Below are 17596 nucleotides of genomic sequence, written 5' to 3' on the forward strand. Positions count from 1 at the left end.
CGTGCTCAGTTCTCCAGCGACATCAGGCGCAACTCTCCGCCCGAGCCGACGGGCGAGAAGGAATACCCCTGCACCCGCCGCGCAAGGCCGCGCAGGTTCAGCGTATTGTAGACCCAGATGTCCGGGCTGTCGGCTACCACCTGGCGCGTCGCCGCCTGGTACAGCCGTTCCCGCTCGGCGCGGTCGAGGCTGGCGCGTGCACGGCGCAGCAGGCTGTCCACTTCGCCGTTCGAGTACCAGGAACTCGCCTTCCAGGTACCGTGGAACTGGCTGTCGTACATTTGGCCGATCCAGTTCTCGGGATCGACGAAATAGGTCGAGACCCAGTGAACCCACATGTCCGGCGTGGTCTGCGGCTGGCCGGTGGCGCCGGTGATGCCGGCCCAGGTGTTGGGCACGATGCGCAGGTTGATGCCGACCCGGCGCAGATCCGCCTGGAACATCTGCGCGGCCTGGACGGTCTGCTCAAGCTCGTTCTGGACGTGGATCTCGATCTCGCGCCCGATCGGCGCGCCGGCGGCGCGGGCGCGGTCGCAATGCTGGCGCGCCAGGTTCAGGTCGAAGGCATAGGGCACGAGGTCAGGCGGGTTGCCCCAGAGGTTGTTCGGGTTCGGTCCGCCATTGCGGACCACCAGGCCCTTCAGGATCACGTCGTTGAAGCCCTGGTAGTTGAAGGCATGCGCGAAGCAGAGCCGCGCGTCGCGATTGTCGAAGGGCGGCTTGCTGTTGTTCATGCGGATGATGAAAACGCGCATGCTCTCGTCGCGCGCTACGCGCGTGCGGGCGTTGCGGTCGACACGCTCCACCTGGTCCGTCGGCAGGTAGGAATCAGTCGCGTCGATCTCCCCGCGCAGCAGTGCGAGCACGCGGGTCGAGGTCTCCATCACTGGGCGCGCGCGCACCGTATCGATCGGGCGCGGGGTATGCGACCAGCCCATGAAGTGCTGCGGGAAGCGCGCGAGGTCGAGCGAGACGCGCGCCTGGTAGGTCGCCGGATCGACGCGATACGCACCGGACCCCGCACCGTTCACCGCCAGCCAGGCCGCGCCCCAGTCGTTGTTGGCGACATTGGGCGCGATCGCGCGCTGGTTGACGATGGCCACCAGAGGGATCGCCGACAGGAATGGCGCATAGGGGCTTGAGAGTACGAAGCGCACCGTGCGCGGGCCGGTCGCGGTGACGTTCTCCGCCCGCAGAACGGGCGTGAAAGCGGCGGCCGGCGCGCGGTTCATCGCCAGCAGGCGGCGGAAGGAATAGACGACGTCCTCCGCCGTCATGTCGCTGCCGTCGTGGAACTTGATGCCCTCGCGGAGGGTGAAGTCCCAGGTCAGGCCGTCGGCGCTGGTGGTGTGGCTCTCAGCGAGCCAGGGCACGAGCTGCGGCGGGTTGCCCTGGTAGCGGTACAGCCCGTCATAGACGTTGAGCAGCACGAACTGGCTCGGCACGTCGAAGATGGCGTGGGGGTCGAGCGTCGCCGGAAGCGTATCGCCCCACACGAGGGGGCGCTGCTGTGCCGCGGCAGGCAGCGGTGCGGCCGCGATGGGCAACGTTGCGACGGCAGCAGCGAGCACGGCGGCGCGCAGTCGACGGAAGCCCATGGCGCGGTTCTCCCAGGAACGGACGTGGTCAGCGCATTTGAAACCCGCGCGGGCAGCCCCGGCAAGCCCCGGAGCCCACCCCAAAGCGCGTGCGCGCATCGTCACGCTGCACATCGGCGCGGCAGAATGCCCCCGCATGCGCCAGATCGCTGCAGTTGCGGCACCGTCGCCGGAGATGCCGGGAGGGAGCGTCCACCTGGCAATCTTCCGCACCGCGAGAGGCGGGGACCGAACGTCTAGACGCCAGCGTCGTGCGCGCGCGGGACGCGGCGGCGGAAGTCCGCGACCATCTCTTCCAGCGTCACGAAGCGCACGCCCGGATGCTTCAGCATGTGCGCGATGAGCCGTTCGAGCATCAGCAGCACCTGCGGGCGGCCGGAGACGTCGGGATGGATCGTCATCGGGACCACGGCATAGTCGTATTCGCGCCAGACGAAATCGAAATGGTCGCGCCAGATCTGCTCGAGCTGGTGCGGCGAGACATAGCCGTGGCTGTTCGGGAACTTCTTCACGAACATCATCGGCGGCAGGTCGTCGAGATACCAGGAGGCCGGGACCTCCACCAGCTCGGTCTCGCGGCCCTTGGTGAACGGCTTCATCCAGCTCTCGGCGGGCTGGCTATAGTCGATCGGCGTCCAGGCATCGCCCTGGCGCACGTAGTAGGGCGTGCAGTCGTGGTGCATCAGGGAGTGGTCGTAGGCGATGCCGCGTTCGATCAGGATGTCGATCGATGCCGCCGAGACCTCCCACCAGGGCGCGACATAGCCGACCGGGCGGCGGCCCCAGTGCTTCTCGATCAGGCCGATGCAGCGGTCGAAGATCGCTTCCTCCTGCGCGCGCGACAGCGCCAGGGGGTTTTCGTGGCTGTAGCCGTGCAGGCCGATTTCGTGGCCAGCGGCGGCGACCATGTCGGTCTCGCGCGGGAAGGATTCGATGGTGTGGCCTGGGATGAACCAGGACTGCTTCAGGCCGAAGCGTTCGAACATCCGCAGCAGGCGCGGCATGCCGACCTCGGCAGCGAAGACGCCGCGGCTGATGTCGCCGGGACTGTCATCCCCCATGTAGCTGCCGAGCCAGCCGGCCACGGCGTCGCAATGGACACTGAAGGCACACAGGATTTCCTTGGGCATCGTCAGCTCCGGTCGTTGGCGCGCGACCACCGCTCGATCGCGGCAATGGCGGTATCGGCGTCGATGATATCGGCGTAGCGGCGCTCGACATCCTTGAGGTTCTGGCGGTGCGCGACCTCGTCCTGGTCGCCCACGCAATCCTCGGGCACCTGCACGCGGAAGCCGAGCGAGAAGGCATCGATGATCGAGGCGCGCACGCAGCCCGAGGTGATGCAGCCGGTCACGATCACCGTGTCGACGCGTTCGCGCGTCAGGATCGCACCCGCCGCAGTGCCGAAGAAGATCGACGGCGCGGTCTTGGCCAGCACCACGTCCGGTTCCTCGGCGGCGATGCGCGGGTCGAGCGCGGTGCCCGCGCTGCCGGCCAGCAGGTCGAGCACCGGCGCCACCTTCCAGTGCGGCGCGCCCTTCGGTCCGTCGAAGGCCACCACGCAGGCGATCACCGGCGCACCCGCCGCCTTGGCCGCGCGCATCAGCCGCGCGGTGTTCTCCACGGCGCGCTCGACCAGCGGCGCGCCGCCCATCGGGAAGGCGGGATCGGTGAAGCCGGTCTGGAAATCCACCACCACCACGCCTGGCTTCTCGCCGAAGCCGATGGGGCGCGACCCGTAGCCCTTCGCCGCGTAGACATCGCTCATCCTTGTCGCCCCTGCCCGGTTGGTCGGCACGTGAATTGCAAACCTCGTGCCCGGCGCGGGCAGCGCAGCCGCGAGGGGTCGAGGAAACGCATGGGTGGCTACCGGATCTCCGTCGATACGGGCGGAACCTTCACCGACATGGTGGTGCTCGACCCCGCCGGGCGGCTGCACATCGGGAAGGCACTCACAACCCCGGAGCGCATCTTCGAGGGCATGGCCGGCGCGCTCGGCGTCGCCGCCGGGGATCTCGGCATGGCCGTTCCCGACCTGCTCGCGCAGACTGGCATCCTGATCTATGGCACCACGCGCGCAACCAATGCAGTGGTGACCAAGCGTACCGCCAAGACGGCCTTCCTCACTACCGCCGGCTTCAAGGACACGCTGACCTTCAAGGAAGGCGGCAAGCACGGCCCGCACGACTATTCCTACGACTACCCGGACCCCTACATCCCACGCCGTCGGTCCTTCGAGATCGCCGAGCGCATCGGCGCCGAGGGCGAGGTCGTGACGCCGCTCGACGCGGCGCAGGCGCGCGCCGTGATCGGCACCCTGCGCGAGCGTGGCTTCGAGGCGGTCGCGGTCTCGCTGCTGTGGTCGATCGCCAACCCGGCGCATGAACTGGCACTCGGCGCAATGATCGCGGAGATGATGCCTGGCGTGCCAGTCACGCTCTCGCACCAGCTGGTGCCGATCCTGCGCGAATACCGCCGCGCCTCCGCCACCGCCATCGATGCCTCGCTGAAGCCGCTGATGCAGAAGCACCTGCGCGAGATGGCCGCCGACCTGCGCGCGGCGGGCTTCGGCGGCGACCTTCTGGTCAGCACCTCGGTCGGCGGCTGCCAGGATGTCGAGGATCTGATCGCGCGCCCGATCCACACGTTGAAATCCGGCCCCGCCATGGCGCCGGTCGCGGGGCGCGCCTATGCGGCGGTGGAACGCCTCGGCGGCAACGCCATCGTCTGCGACACCGGCGGCACCACCTTCGATGTCGGCCTGGTGCGCGACGGCGGGCTTGTCTACACGCGCGATTCCTGGCTGGGGCAGCGCTGGCTCGGCGACATCGTCGGCACCTCCACGGTGGATGTGCGCAGCATCGGCGCCGGGGGCGGGTCGATCGCCTGGGTCGATGCCGGCGGACTGCTGCGCGTGGGGCCGCAATCGGCCGGATCGGTGCCCGGGCCAGCCTGCTACGGGCGCGGCGGGGACGTCCCGACCGTGACGGATGCGGCGCTGGTGCTGGGCTACATCGATCCCGACTACTTCAATGGCGGGCGGCTGCAACTGGACCCCGCGGCGGCGCGGCGCGTGATCGGGCGGCTCGCCGCAGAGATCGGCCGCACGCCGGATGCAACGGCGGCCGCCATCATGACCATCGCTGACGAGCTCATGATCAAGGCGATCGGCGAGATCACGGTGAACGAGGGCCTCAACCCGCGCGAGAGCGTGGTCGTCGCCGGCGGCGGGGCTGCGGGCTTCAACATCATGCCGATCGCGCGCGAGCTGGGCTGTGACACGGTGATCCTGCCGCGGCTTGCCTCCGCACTCTCGGCCTGCGGCATGCAGTACAGCGACATCGTCTTCGAGGCGACGCGCAGCCGCTTCACCGACAGCGCGAGCTTCGATACCGCCGGGGTGAACCGCGCGCTGGCCGAGATCGAGGCCGAGCTCGCCGCCTTCCGCCGCGGCCTGAGGGGCGCGGACGGGGCGCAAGCGCGAATCGAGCTGGTGGTGGAGGCGCGCTACCGAGCGCAGGTCTGGGAGCTCGACACGCCCCTGCCCGCCGCGCGGATCGAGACCGCCGCCGACATCGCCGCGCTGGCCGAGGCCTTCCACCAGGCGCATGAGCGCGTCTATGCGGTGCGCGACGAGGGCAGCCCGGTCGAGTTCGTGAACTGGAAGGGGCGCATCGCCATCGGCCTGTTCGCGCCGCCGCCTCCGCCCGAGGCCGAGGCCGCGCCCTACGACCCGCCACCGGACCGACGGCGCGACTGCTTCTTCACCGAGACCGGCCGCGCCGCCACGCCGATCTTCCGCGGCGCGACGCTGCACCCCGGTGCGCGCATCGCCGGCCCCGCCATCATCGAGGAACCCACGACGACCATCGTGGTCTATCCCGGCCTCAGTGCGGAGCTCTCCGCCGCGGGCAACTACATCCTGCATTGCCGGGCGGCCTGACCATGAGCGACGCGAGCCTCGACCCCGTCCTGCTTTCCGTCATGGCGAACCGCCTGGACGGCATCGTGCGGGAGATGACCAACACGCTGCTGCGCGCGGCGCGATCGGCGGTGATCTCCTCGGCGCGCGACTTCTCCTGCTGCCTGGTCACCGGCGACGACCAGCTGCTTGCGCCGGCGGAAGGGCTGCCGGTGCACATCTTCGGCTGCCACATCCAGACCGCGAACATGCGTCGGTACCATGCGGGCGACATCCACCGCGGCGATGCGTATCTCGACAACGACCCCTATGGCGGCAATACGCATCCAGCCGACCACACTTTCATGGTGCCGGTCCTCTTCGAGGGCGAGCACCTGTTCACCAGCGTGGCCAAATGCCACATGGCGGATATCGGCAACTCGATCCCATCCAGCTACTTCGTGCTGGCGCGCGACGTGTACCACGAGGGCGCGCTGGTGTTCCCGGGCGTTCGCGTACAGCGGGACTTCCGCAACATCGAGGACATCGTGCGCATGTGCCGCGCGCGCATCCGCGTGCCGGATCAATGGTACGGCGACTACCTCGCGGGGCTCGGTTCTGCGCGCGTGGCGGAACGGCGGCTCGAAGAATTCTGCGCGAAATACGGCGCGCCCGCGGTCAAGCGCTTCATCGCCGACTGGTTCGATTATTCCGAACGCCGGATGATCGACAATATCCGCCGCATGCCCAGGGCGCGCCTGGTGAACAAGGGGCGGTCCGATCCGCTCGAAGGCATACTGCCGGGCGGGCTGGAACTGACCGTGAAGATCGAGATCGATCCCGACGAGGCGATGATCCATGTCGACCTCTCGGACAATCCGCCCTGCGTCGATGTCGGCCTGAACACCTCGCTTGGGGCGGCCACCTCGGCGGTGGTGGGCGCGATCTTCAATGCGCTCGACAAGGACTTGCCGCGCAATGCGGGATCCTTCCGCCGGCTGCGCTTCACCTACGCCGAGGAGAGCGTGGTGGCGGCGCCAAAGTTCCCGCACTCGTGCTCGATGGGCACCACCAACGTGTCGGAGCGCCTGGTCAATATCACGCAATCCGCCTTCGCGCAGCTCGGCGACGGGCATGGGTTGAGCGAGGGTGGCACGGGCCTCGGCGCGGGCATGGCGGTGATCTCGGGCAAGGACCATCGCCGCGCGGATGCGCCCTTCGTCAACCGCATGATGCTCTCGACCAATGGCGGCCCGGCCTCACCCGTCGCCGACGGCTGGGTGAACTACGCCATCCCGGTGATCGCGGGGCTGATGTACCGCGACAGCGTGGAGGTGGACGAGCTCAAGCACCCGATCCGCGTGAACAGCCTCGGCATCGTCCAGGACAGCGCCGGCGCCGGGCGGCATCGCGGCGCGCCGGCGCAGCAGATCGAACTCGCGCCCACCGGCAATCCTGTCACGGCGGTGATCTCCTGCGATGGACAGCACGCCCCGCCGCGCGGCGTGGTGGGCGGGCTGGAGGGCACGCCCGGCGCCACCTGGCTGGTGGGCGACAATGGCGATGCGTCGCGCCTGCCCAACGTGGTGCAGGTGACGCTGCAGAAGGGCCAGGCGCTGCGCGGGCGCGACAGCTCCGGCGGCGGGTATGGCGACCCGCTGACGCGCGATGTCGCGCGCGTGCTGCACGACGTGCTCGAAGGTTGGGAGAGTCGCGAGAAGGCGCGCGACATCTATGGCGTCGTCTTCACCGGGGAGATCGAGGACGAGACCCTGGCGGTCGATGCCGCCGCGACCGAGGCGCAGCGTGCGATGCTCAGGAGCCTGACATGACCAATCCGCTGATCCAGGACCCCGGCCGCGTGCGCGACCTCGCGGCCGCGATGGCCGCCGGTTCACTCAGCGCGCAGGCGCTGGTGCAACGCTGCCTCGATCGCATCGCCGCGGTGGATGGCCAGGTGCAGGCCTGGATCCATGTGCTGGCCGACGACGCGCTCGCCACCGCGCGCGCGCTGGATGCTGAACGCGCCGCGGGCCAGGTGCGCGGGCCGCTGCACGGCATTCCCGTCGCGGTGAAGGACGTGATCGACGTGCGTGGCCTGCCCACGCGTGCCAACAGCCCCTCGCGCGCCAACATCGCGCCGGCCAGCGCGGATGCCACGGTGGTGGCGCATCTGCGTGCCGCCGGCGCGATCATCCTGGGCAAGGTGCACACCACGGAATACGCATATTTTCAGTCGCTGCCGCCGACGCGGAATCCGTGGGACCTTGCGCGCACGCCGGGCGGGTCCTCGGCCGGTTCGGGGGCGGCGATCGCCTCCGGCACCGTGCCGCTGGCGCTCGGCACGCAGACGGCGGGCAGCGTGAACCGGCCGGCCGCCTATACCGGCGTGGGCGCCTTCAAGCCCTCCACGCTCTCGATCGGCGGGGTCGGCGTGGTGCCGCTGGCGCCCTCCTTCGACACGGTCGGCGCCTTCGGCGCGAGCGCGCAGGATGCGGCGTATCTCGCAGCGGGCTATGCGGCGGACCATCTCGGCCTGCGCGCGCCCGAGCCCGCCACGCCGCGCATCGTCGTGCTGGAGGATCCGCTGGTCGCGCGGCTCGCCGTCGCATCGACCAGCGCGCGCATGGCCGCGCTGGCGGCGAGCCTCGCCACCGTCGGGCTCGATGTGCGCCAGGCGACGGCGCCGGCATCGCTCGAGGAGATGCTGGCCACGCATCGCCGCGCCATGGTGGCCGAGCTCGGCCGCACCCATGCGCGCCTGCCAAGGGAGCGCATCGCCCCGCGCATCGCGGAGGATATCGAGGCCGGCCTCGCCATCCCGGACGATGCCTACCTGGCCGACCTGCGCCGGCTGGCTGCGCTGCGTACGGCCTTCTGGGCCGGCTTCGCGCCCGACGACATGATCCTGCTGCCCGCCGCGCCGGACGTGGCGCCCGCCAGCGGCAGCACCGGTGACCCGTCCTTCGTCATCCCGACCACCGTGCTGGGTGGGCCGGTGGCGACGCTACGCGCGGGCCTCGCCGCCGACAGCGGCATGCCGGTCGGCGCGCTGCTGTTTGGCTCGCCCGGCGCGGATTCCCGGCTCGCCGGCTTCCTGTTGTCCGACACCGCGACGAAGGTCGATCTCTAGCGAAGGATCCACCCTATGCTGCTCGAAGTTCCCGTCCTGGATGTCGCGCCGTTCCGCGCCGGCGACGCACCCACGAAGCGTGCCATCGCCGCGCGCGTCGGCCAGGCGATCAACGACATCGGCTTCCTGGTCATCACCGGCCATGGCGTCGATCCTGGGCTGATCGCGCGTGTCCAGGCGTCCTCCAACGCCTTCTTCGACCTGCCGGAGGCGGAGAAGATGGCGGTGGTCCGCCCCGCACCCGACATCACCCGCGGCTACATCCCACTCGAGGCCGAGAGCGTCGGCCGCAGCCAGGGCGTCGACGTGCCCGGCGACCTGAACGAGAGCTTGATGATCGGCCCCGTCGACGTACCGGATGGCGATGCCTATTTCCGCGGCCCGCAGGCCGGGCGGCACTTCCACCCGAACCTCTGGCCCGCGCGGCCGCCTGAGTTGCGCGCGCTCTACGAGGACTACTTCCGCGCCATGGGCGCGCTCGCCGAGGACCTGATGGCGATGTTCGCCCTCGCGCTCGACCTGCCGGAGACCTTCTTCGCCGACAAGATCGACCGCCACATCAGCCGACTGCGCGTGCGCAACTACCCGGCGCCGACGCAAGCGCCCAAGCCCGGGCAGCTGCGCGCCGGCGCGCATTGCGACTACGGCTCGCTGACCATCCTGCGCGCGGAAGACAAGCCCGGCGGGCTGCAGGTGCTCAATCGCGCGGGCGAATGGGTGGACGTGCCGATCGCGCCGGACAGCTACATCGTGAACATCGGCGAGCTGATGGCACGCTGGACCAACGGGCAGTGGAAAGCGACGCTGCACCGCGTGGTCAACCCGCCGGTGGAAGCGGCGGCAGCGAGCCGGCGGCTCTCGCTCGTGTTCTTCCACAACCCGAACTACGACGCTCCGGTGGCAGCACTTCCGGGCACGGTAGCGGAGGGCGAGGCACCGAAGTTTGAGGCCACCACGAGCGGCGAGCACCTGCGCGCGCAGTTTGTCCGCACACAGGTGCCGGCGGCGTAGAGTGTCGAGCGGGCGCTGCCCGCTTGCGCGCCCCCACCAGGGGGCCGCTGAAAATCAGTGGCGCGTGCGGCGGCCGAGGTATGCGTCCAGCACGCGGTCGTCGCCGGCCAGTTCGGCCGACGGGCCGTCGAACAGCACGCGGCCGTTCTCCATGACGTAGGTACGGTGCGTAACCGCCAGCGCGTAGCTCGCCATCTGCTCCACCAGCAGGATCGACAGGCCCTGGCGGTTCAGCTCGGTCAGCACCGGGAACAGCATGTCGAGGATCTTAGGGGCGAGGCCGAGCGACAACTCATCGATGATCAGCAGCCGCGGCCGCGACAGCAACCCGCGCGCGATGGCGAGCATCTGCTGCTCTCCGCCCGACAGCGTGCCGGCCTGCTGGCCGATGCGTTCGCGCAGCCGGGGGAACATGCCGAGCGTCTTCTCGATATCCTCCTCCACCCCGCGCGGGTCGGAGGCGATGCGGCTATAGGCGCCCAGCACCAGGTTGTCGCGCACGCTCTGGTCGGCGAACACCATGCGCCCTTCCGGCACCATCGCGAGGCCGCGCGCGACCATCTGGTGGCTTTTCAGCCCTGTCGCATCGGCGCCATCGAAGGTCACACTGCCCGCCGCCGGCCGCACCACGCCGGTCACGGCGCGCAGCATGCTGGTCTTGCCCGCGCCGTTCGATCCGATGATGCCGACGAACTCGCCCGTGCCGACGCTCAGATCCACGCCGCGTACCGCCTCGATCCGGCCGTAGGAGACGCGCAGGCCGGAGACGCTCAGGATCGTGCTCATGCCGCCACCGTCGCGGGTGCCGGCGCGGCGGGCGCACCCTGGCCGAAGTAGGCTTCGATCACCTTCGGGTCGGCCTGCACCTCGGCCGGCGTGCCATCGGCGATCACCTCGCCATAGTCGAGTACCGTGACGCGGTCGGAACACGCCATGATCATGTCCACATGGTGCTCGACCAGGATGATGGTCATGCCGCGATCGGCCAGGCCGCGGATCAGCTTCACCAGATCCTCGATCTCGCCATGCGTCAGCCCCGCCGCGGGCTCGTCGAGCAGCAGCAGCTTCGGCCGCAGCGCAAGTGCGCGGGCGATCTCGAGACGGCGCTGATGTCCGAAGGGCAGGTTGCGCCCCTGCTCGTCGGCGAAATCCGCGAGGCCCACGAAGTCCAGCAGTCGCCTTGCCTCGGCCAGTGCAGCACGTTCCTCGCGCCGGAAACGCGGCAGGCGCAGCACGGTCTCGACGAAGCCGGATCGGAAATGCGGCGTGCCGCCGACCAGCACGTTCTCAAGAACCGTCATCTGGCCGAACAGCTCGGTGTTCTGGAAACTGCGCGCGATGCCAAGGCGCGCGAGGTCATAAGGTGCATCCTGGCGGACGCGGTGGCCGAACACCGTCACGTCGCCCTCGGTCGCGCGGTAGAAGCCGGAGATCACGTTCAGCAGCGAGGACTTGCCCGCGCCGTTCGGGCCGATCAGCGCATGCACCGTGCCCGAGCGCACCTCCATGTTCACGCCGCTGACCGCCGTCAGGCCGCCGAAGCGCAGCGTGATGCCGCGCGCGATCAGCGTCGCCTGGCCGGCTTCCTCGCTGTCGGCGGTCACCTTCTCGAGACCCGGGCCCCAGTTCGGCCAGGCGCGCGTCTCCCGCGCGCGGGACGACGAGGTCAGCCGCGCGCGCAGCGCGGCGATGGATCCCACGATGCCCGTCGGCATCACGAACAGCACGACCGCCAGCAGCAGCCCGTAGCCGAAGGTCTGCCACTGTCCCAGCCCCTGCAGGAACTGCGTGGCGAGGAACAGCACCGAGGTGCCGACGAGCGGCCCCGCCATGGTCCCCGATCCGCCCAGGATCACCATCAGCAGCAATTCGATCGAGGCCGTGAAGCTGAAGGTCTCGTAGTTCACGAACAGCGCGAGGTTCGCGAACAGCCCACCACCCAGACCCGCGAAGCCGGCCGAGACGGAGAAGGCCAGCGTGCGAATCGCCACCACGTTGATGCCGAGCGCACGCGCCGCGTTCTCGCTCTGCGCCGCCGCGCGCATCGCGCGGCCAAAGCGGCTGTTGGCGATGGCGTAGGCCACCCATACCGACGCAAGCAGGCAGGCCAGGATCAGGTAGTAGTAGTTGAAGTTGGTGCGCCGCACCGCCATCAGCGGCTCCCCGAACAGGGTCGGGCGCGGCAGGTTCGCGAGGCCCGAAGCGCCGCCGGTGAAGCTCACCCATTCGCGCAGCACGTTCACGAAGATCAGCCCGAAGGCGATGGTGATCACCGCAAGATAGACGCCGCGCACGCGCACCGTCGGGAAGGCCAGCACGGCGCCCATCATGGCCGGGATGAGAATGGCAAGCGCCATGCTCTCGGCGAAGGAGAAGCCCGCGCGGAGCGACAGCAAGGCGGCCACATGCGCGCCCAGCCCGTACAGCGCCGCCTGGCCGAGCGAAACCAGCCCCGCCAGCCCCACAAGTAGGTTGAGCCCGATCACCACGATCGCGAGGATCATGGCGCGCATGACCAGGCGGAGCTCGTAGCTGGTCGGGAAGCGCTCGCCGATCAGATCACCCAGCCAAGGGAAGCCCGCGATCAGCAGCGCGAGGACAAGCAGGCCCAGCCAGCCGGCAGTGCGCGCGGTCATACCTTCTGCACCTCGCGCCGGCCGAAAATACCCTGCGGGTACAGCAGCAGCACCAGGATCATCACCGTGAAACCGATGGCGTCGCGCGCGGCCGTGGAGAGGTATGCCTCCACGAACTTCTCCAGCACGCCATACATCAGGCCGGTGATGACAACGCCCGGCGCATTGGCGATGCCCGCGATGATCGCCACCAGGAAGCCCTTCAGCCCGACCACCACGCCCATCGAGGAGGAGGCCTGCACGATGGGCGCCACAAGGAAGCCCGCCAGCGCGCCGATACCTCCCGCCAGCGCGAAGGCCAACATGGTGATGCGGTCGGCATCGATTCCCACGAGCCCGGCGGCGACGCGGTTGTAGGCCACCGCGCGCATCGCGCGGCCCAGTACGGTACGCCGGTAGAAGGCCTCGAGCGCCAGGGTCATGGCCACCAGCACGACCGGCAGCAGCAATTCCTGCAGGTAGATGCCCGCGCCACCGATGCGGACCGGCTGCTCGACCAGCGGCGTGGGCATGGCGCGGCCGAGCGGACCGTAGGTCGCTGTGGTGAAGCTCTCCATCATCGTGCCAACGGCGATGGTGGTCAGCATCCAGCCGATCGCGTTCGCCTCGCGGTTGAAGGGCCGCACGAAGACACGCTCGATGACCGCTCCCGACAGGGCCGCGATCAGGATGGCGGCCGCTGCGGCCATCGGCAGCGGCAGCCCCATCTCGCGTAGCACCACGGTCAGCACGCCGCCCAGCATGAAGACATCGCCGAAGGTGAAGTTGACGGCCTTGGCGGCGCTCCACATCACGTAGAAGCCGAGCGCGATCATCGAATAGATCGCGCCGGCGGAAAGCCCCGTCAGCAGGTATTGGAGCAGGGCTTCCATGGCGCGCTCAGTTCGTCCGCGGCGTGCCGAAGGGCGTCTGCTCGATGGGCATGAGCGCGCCGTTGTGGAAGGCCAGCAGGCGGTAGGACGCCGGCAGGATCGCGTCCATCCGTTCCTGCGTGCGCTCGAAGGCCGGTGCGTAGTTCGCGACGATGCCCTGGTAGTTCACGCGGAACATTGCGTCGCGGAACGCGGTGCGGTCGAAGCGGCCGGCCAGCTTCAGCGCCTCGGCGATGATGTAGACCGCGTCATAGGCATTGGCGGTGCCCGAGGGCATCAACAGGTCGCCCGGGGTGCGGATCTCCGGGAAGCGCTGCTGCATGCGCGCGAGCACGCCTTGCGCGCGTTCAGGCAGCTGTCCCATCCATGTGTAGGTGCCGGCCACGATCACGCCTTCGGCCAACGGCCCGGCGGTCTGCGCAAACTGCACACCGATGCCCCAGGCGGAGACGATCTGCGGCCGGTAGCCGATCCGGTCCATCGAGCGCACGACGTTCGCCGCCTCGCGGTCGACGCCGTAGAAGATGATGGTGTCGACGCCGGCGTCGCGCATGCGGATCAACTGCGCGGTCATGTCGGTGTCGGCGATGTTGAAGGTCTCGGTCGCCGCGATCGGCGTGTCGACCGCGCGCATCGCGGCGGTCACATCGGGCACGGCGCCCTGGCCCCAGCCGGTGCCCTCGTACATGAGGCCGATCTTGCCGGAGCGCGAGCGCGCACGCGCCGCTGTCACCAGGAAGGGCGCAACCCAGCGGTCCTTCATGGAAACACGGAACATCCACTGGTTGCGGCCGTTCGGGTGCTCGACCACCTGGGTACCGGCGGAGATCACGCCCACCCAGGGCAGGCCCATCTCGTCCAGCGGTTCGCGCAGCGCGATGGCGTTCGGCGTGCGGAAGCCGCCCAGCATGACCACGCAATTGTCGCGTTCGCCGATGCGCCGGGCATTGTCTACCGCGCGCGCCGGTTCGCCCACGTCGTCATACGCGACCAGGCGGAGCTGCTGGCCGAGCACGCCGCCCGCGGCGTTGATCTCGGCGAGCGCGGTCTCGACCGCGACGCGCAGCGCGAAGCCGCTATGCGCGAGCGGGCCGGTCAGCTCCCAGGAGGCGCCGATGCAGGGTTGCGCGCGCTGCGCCTGTGCAGGGGCGGCGGCGGCAAGCGCGAGGCCGGCGAGTGCGCCAAGGCCCAGCAGGGCCCGCCGCGCGGGGGATGGGGGCAGCTTCGACATGCTGGTTCGTCTCCTGGGGTCGGGGGTGGGGACGCGCGAGGTGAGCATCCGTCGCAGGCACGGCAGCACGCGGCGGGGGCCTGTGAGGCCCGCCGCGCATGTCCCAACGGTAACGGCGCGTGGAAGAAAGCCGCAACGTCCAACCTGAATCGTTTTCGGGCAGTTTGGGCCTTGCGTGACTTTTAATGCCGAGAAATTATGCAAATACCACGGAGTTTGACTAGAATTCGCTCAATTCCTGCGCTGTCGGCCGTTGTGGTCCCATCGTCGGTATGGCGCGGCGGCGGGTGCCTGGCCGAAACTCAGGTTCTCGGGCTGAAGGAATGATGGATCATGGGTCATAACGGTATCGGTGCTTCCGTCCGTCGCAAGGAAGACCAGCGCTTCATCAGCGGCCGCGGCAACTATGTCGCCGACATGCAGCGGCCGAACATGGCGCATGGCGTCTTCCTGCGATCACCGCACGCGCATGCGTTGCTGCGCGGCATCGACACATCCGCCGCGGCGGCCGCGCCGGGCGTGCTTGGCATCCTCACCGGCGCGGACCTCGCCGCCGCCGGCGTGGGCGGCTTGCCCTGCGGTTGGGGCATCACCGGCACCGACGGCAAGCCGATGAAGGAACCGCCGCACCCCGCGCTGGCGCAGGGCAAGGTGCGCTACGTCGGCGACGCGGTCGCCTTCGTGATCGCGGAGACACAGCACCAGGCGCGCGACGCGGCGGAGCTCATCGTCGTGGACTACGAGCCGCTGCCCGCCGCGATCGATCTCGAAGCCGCGATCGCGCCCGGCGCGCCGCAGATCTTCGACGACGTGCCGGGCAATCTCTGCTGCGACTGGTCGATCGGCGACGCGGCGGCGACCGAGGCCGCCTTCGCGAAGGCGGCGCATGTCACGCGCCTCAAGCTCGTGAACAACCGCCTGGTCGGCAACCCGATGGAACCTCGAGCCGCCATCGCGGAATTCGAGCGCAGCACAGGGCAGTACACGCTGTTCACCACCAGCCAGTTTCCGCATGTGGTGCGCATGCTGATGGGTGCCTTCGTGCTCAACATCCCGCAGCACCGGCTGCGCGTGGTGGCACCCGATGTCGGTGGCGGCTTCGGCGTGAAGCAGTTCCACTACGCCGAGGAGGCGGTGATCACCTTCGCGGCGCAGCGTATCGGCCGCCCGTTGAAGTGGGTGTGCGAACGAAGCGAGGGCTTCATCAGCGATGCCCATGGCCGCGACCATGTGACCGAGGCGGCGTTGGCGCTGGATGCCGAGGGCCGCTTCCTCGGCATGAAGGTGCTGACGATCGGCAATATTGGCGGCTATATCTCGACCTTCGGGCCGAATATCCCGACCAACCTCTATGCTCCGCTACTGGCGGGCGTCTACACCACGCCGGCGATCCACTGCCAGGTGAAGGTCGCCTTCACCAACACCGTGCCCGTCGATGCCTATCGCGGCGCGGGGCGGCCGGAGGCAACCTTCGTGGTGGAGCGCCTCGTCGATATCGCGGCCACAGAGATGGGTATCGACAAGGCTGAGATACGCCGGCGCAACATGATCCCGCGCGACGCCTTCCCCTACCAGACGCCGGTGATGATGAAGTACGACAGCGGGGATCCACTGGGCTGCATGGACCGCGCGCTGGCGCTGGCGGACTGGGACGGCTTCGCCGCGCGCCGCGCCATCGCGAAGCAGCAGGGAAAGCTGCGCGGCATTGGCCTGTCCACCTACATCGAGGCCTGCGGCCTGGCGCCCTCGCGCATCGCAGGGCAGCTCGGCGCGCGCGGCGGCCTGTACGAGAGTGCCACGGTGCGCGTGCACCCCACCGGCCATGTCACGGTGCTGATCGGCACGCACAGCCACGGCCAGGGGCACGAGACCACCTTCGCGCAGATCGTCGCCGAGAAGCTCGGCGTGAAGTTCGAGGATGTCGACATCGTCTATGGCGACACCGACCGCGTGCAGTTCGGCATGGGCACCTACGGTTCGCGCTCGCTGGTGGTGGGCGGGGCGGCGTTGGCCAAGGCGTCGGACCGGGTCATCGCGAAGGGCCGCAAGATCGCGGCGCATCTGCTGGAAGCCGCCGAGGGCGACATCGAATTCACCGAGGGCCGCTTCGTCGTGGCCGGCACCGACCGCGCGAAATCCTTCCAGGACATCGCGCTCGCCGCCTATGTTCCGCACGACTATCCGCTCGAGACGCTCGACCCGGGGCTCGAGGAACAGGCCTACCACGATCCGGTGAACTTCTCCTTCCCCGGCGGCGCGCATGTGGCCGAGGTCGAGATCGACCCCGAGACCGGCCAGGTCACGCTGGTGAACTACGTGGGCGTGGACGATGTCGGCACGGTGATCAACCCGATGATCGTGGAAGGCCAGCTGCATGGCGGCGTGACGCAGGGCATCGGCCAGGCGCTGCTGGAGCATTGCGTCTACGACCCTGCCACGGGACAGATGCTGAGCGGGTCCTTCCAGGACTACTGCATGCCGCGCGCCGACAACCTGCCGAGCTTCGCCATGCAGACGCATCCGGTGCCTTCCACCGAGACGCCGATGGGCGTGAAGGGCTGCGGCGAGGTGGGGTCGATCGGCGCGCCGGCGGCGATCATCAATGCCGTGGTGGATGCGCTGGCAGACCATGGCGTGCGGCATATCGACATGCCGGCCAGCCCGCCGCGGGTCTGGGCGGCGCTGAAGGGCGCGGCCGCAGCGGCGTGATCGGCGAGCGAGGAGCAAACCCGGTGCGTTCCGGGCTTCGGGTGGCGGGAGCGCCGCATTGGGCGGCGTCTCCGCAAGGAGCCTTCACAGATCCAGCACCAGGACCCTCTCCGTCGCCCAGTTGCTGACGCACACAACGGCTGCGCTGCGACCGGACCAGTTGGTTCTTCCTGTCAATTGGCAGGCAATCGCCTGGCGGCGGCGCGCGCTGCGGAGCAGCCAGGGCGGGAGCTGCTGCCTCACCCGGACGACATGGTGCTCGATCCCTGCAGCATCACGGTCCGCTTTCTGGGGGCCCTCGATCCCGAGAGCCGGAAGGCTCAGAAGTCCGTCGCGGCTCTGATGCGGCTGGGCTTCGAGATGGCGATCTATCTCGAATGTCAACGCCGGTTGAATTCTGACCCGCTTTGCGTGGGGTCGCCGATCGAAACCTGACCCATGTGATGCCCGGGGTGGGGCTCGCCCCACCCCGGGCGGCGCCTCTCAACGGCTTTCCTTCTTCGCC

13 protein-coding genes are annotated in these 17596 nt (G+C 69.2%); 6 read left to right on the plus strand and 7 right to left on the minus strand.

All coding sequences use genetic code 11. The features are described from left to right. Positions 1-5: 5 nt before the first annotated feature. From HW578_RS03595 to HW578_RS03605, 3 genes are all read right to left on the minus strand, one after another. Complete coding sequence (locus HW578_RS03595; RefSeq protein ID WP_198369162.1) at positions 6-1598, minus strand: ABC transporter substrate-binding protein; 1593 nt, start codon at positions 1596-1598, stop codon at positions 6-8. Positions 1599-1834: 236 nt separating this feature from the next. After that, entirely contained in the window at positions 1835-2728 is an 894-nt protein-coding gene (locus tag HW578_RS03600; RefSeq protein WP_198369163.1) for a polysaccharide deacetylase family protein, read from the minus strand. Between the two features lie 2 nt (positions 2729-2730). Beyond that, positions 2731-3366, minus strand: coding sequence for an isochorismatase family protein (locus tag HW578_RS03605; protein WP_198369164.1), 636 nt, complete (start codon positions 3364-3366; stop codon positions 2731-2733). A gap of 90 nt (positions 3367-3456) precedes the next feature. Here HW578_RS03605 and HW578_RS03610 point away from each other — a divergent pair, with 90 nt between their 5' ends. From HW578_RS03610 to HW578_RS03625, 4 genes are read left to right on the plus strand one after another with little or no spacing between them, the layout of a single operon-like run. Then, positions 3457-5541 carry a hydantoinase/oxoprolinase family protein gene (locus HW578_RS03610; RefSeq protein ID WP_198369165.1) on the plus strand — a complete coding sequence of 695 codons (2085 nt, stop codon included), beginning with the start codon at positions 3457-3459 and terminating at the stop codon, positions 5539-5541. A 2-nt stretch (positions 5542-5543) separates the two neighbouring features. Beyond that, a complete protein-coding gene (locus HW578_RS03615) occupies positions 5544-7331 on the plus strand; it encodes a hydantoinase B/oxoprolinase family protein (protein ID WP_198369166.1) in 1788 nt (595 codons plus the stop codon). Next, on the plus strand, positions 7328-8632 hold the full coding sequence (locus HW578_RS03620) for an amidase (protein ID WP_198369167.1): 1305 nt from the start codon (positions 7328-7330) through the stop codon (positions 8630-8632). The genes HW578_RS03615 and HW578_RS03620 overlap by 4 nt, the downstream gene beginning before the upstream one ends. A 15-nt stretch (positions 8633-8647) precedes the next feature. Beyond that, a complete protein-coding gene (locus HW578_RS03625) occupies positions 8648-9643 on the plus strand; it encodes an isopenicillin N synthase family dioxygenase (protein ID WP_198369168.1) in 996 nt (331 codons plus the stop codon). A 54-nt stretch (positions 9644-9697) separates the two neighbouring features. Here HW578_RS03625 and HW578_RS03630 read toward each other — a convergent pair whose 3' ends face one another. From HW578_RS03630 to HW578_RS03645, 4 genes are read right to left on the minus strand one after another with little or no spacing between them, the layout of a single operon-like run. After that, a complete protein-coding gene (locus tag HW578_RS03630; protein ID WP_232478594.1) occupies positions 9698-10429 on the minus strand; it encodes an ABC transporter ATP-binding protein in 732 nt (243 codons plus the stop codon). Continuing rightward, positions 10426-12279 (minus strand): branched-chain amino acid ABC transporter ATP-binding protein/permease, encoded by a 1854-nt coding sequence (locus HW578_RS03635; RefSeq protein WP_198369169.1) that lies wholly within the window; start codon positions 12277-12279, stop codon positions 10426-10428. Before HW578_RS03635 ends, HW578_RS03630 begins: the two co-directional genes overlap by 4 nt. Then, a complete protein-coding gene (locus HW578_RS03640; protein ID WP_198369170.1) occupies positions 12276-13151 on the minus strand; it encodes a branched-chain amino acid ABC transporter permease in 876 nt (291 codons plus the stop codon). Before HW578_RS03640 ends, HW578_RS03635 begins: the two co-directional genes overlap by 4 nt. Positions 13152-13158: 7 nt before the next feature. Continuing rightward, positions 13159-14382 carry an ABC transporter substrate-binding protein gene (locus HW578_RS03645; RefSeq protein ID WP_198369171.1) on the minus strand — a complete coding sequence of 408 codons (1224 nt, stop codon included), beginning with the start codon at positions 14380-14382 and terminating at the stop codon, positions 13159-13161. A gap of 333 nt (positions 14383-14715) precedes the next feature. Here HW578_RS03645 and HW578_RS03650 point away from each other — a divergent pair, with 333 nt between their 5' ends. After that, on the plus strand, positions 14716-17091 hold the full coding sequence (locus HW578_RS03650) for a xanthine dehydrogenase family protein molybdopterin-binding subunit (protein ID WP_198369172.1): 2376 nt from the start codon (positions 14716-14718) through the stop codon (positions 17089-17091). A 252-nt stretch (positions 17092-17343) separates the two neighbouring features. Further along, complete coding sequence (locus HW578_RS03655; protein ID WP_232478596.1) at positions 17344-17526, plus strand: hypothetical protein; 183 nt, start codon at positions 17344-17346, stop codon at positions 17524-17526. The last annotated feature ends 70 nt before the right edge of the window (positions 17527-17596 follow it).

It is taken from the genome of Roseomonas rosulenta (assembly GCF_016106005.1).
GTDB classification, from domain to species: domain Bacteria; phylum Pseudomonadota; class Alphaproteobacteria; order Acetobacterales; family Acetobacteraceae; genus Neoroseomonas; species Neoroseomonas rosulenta.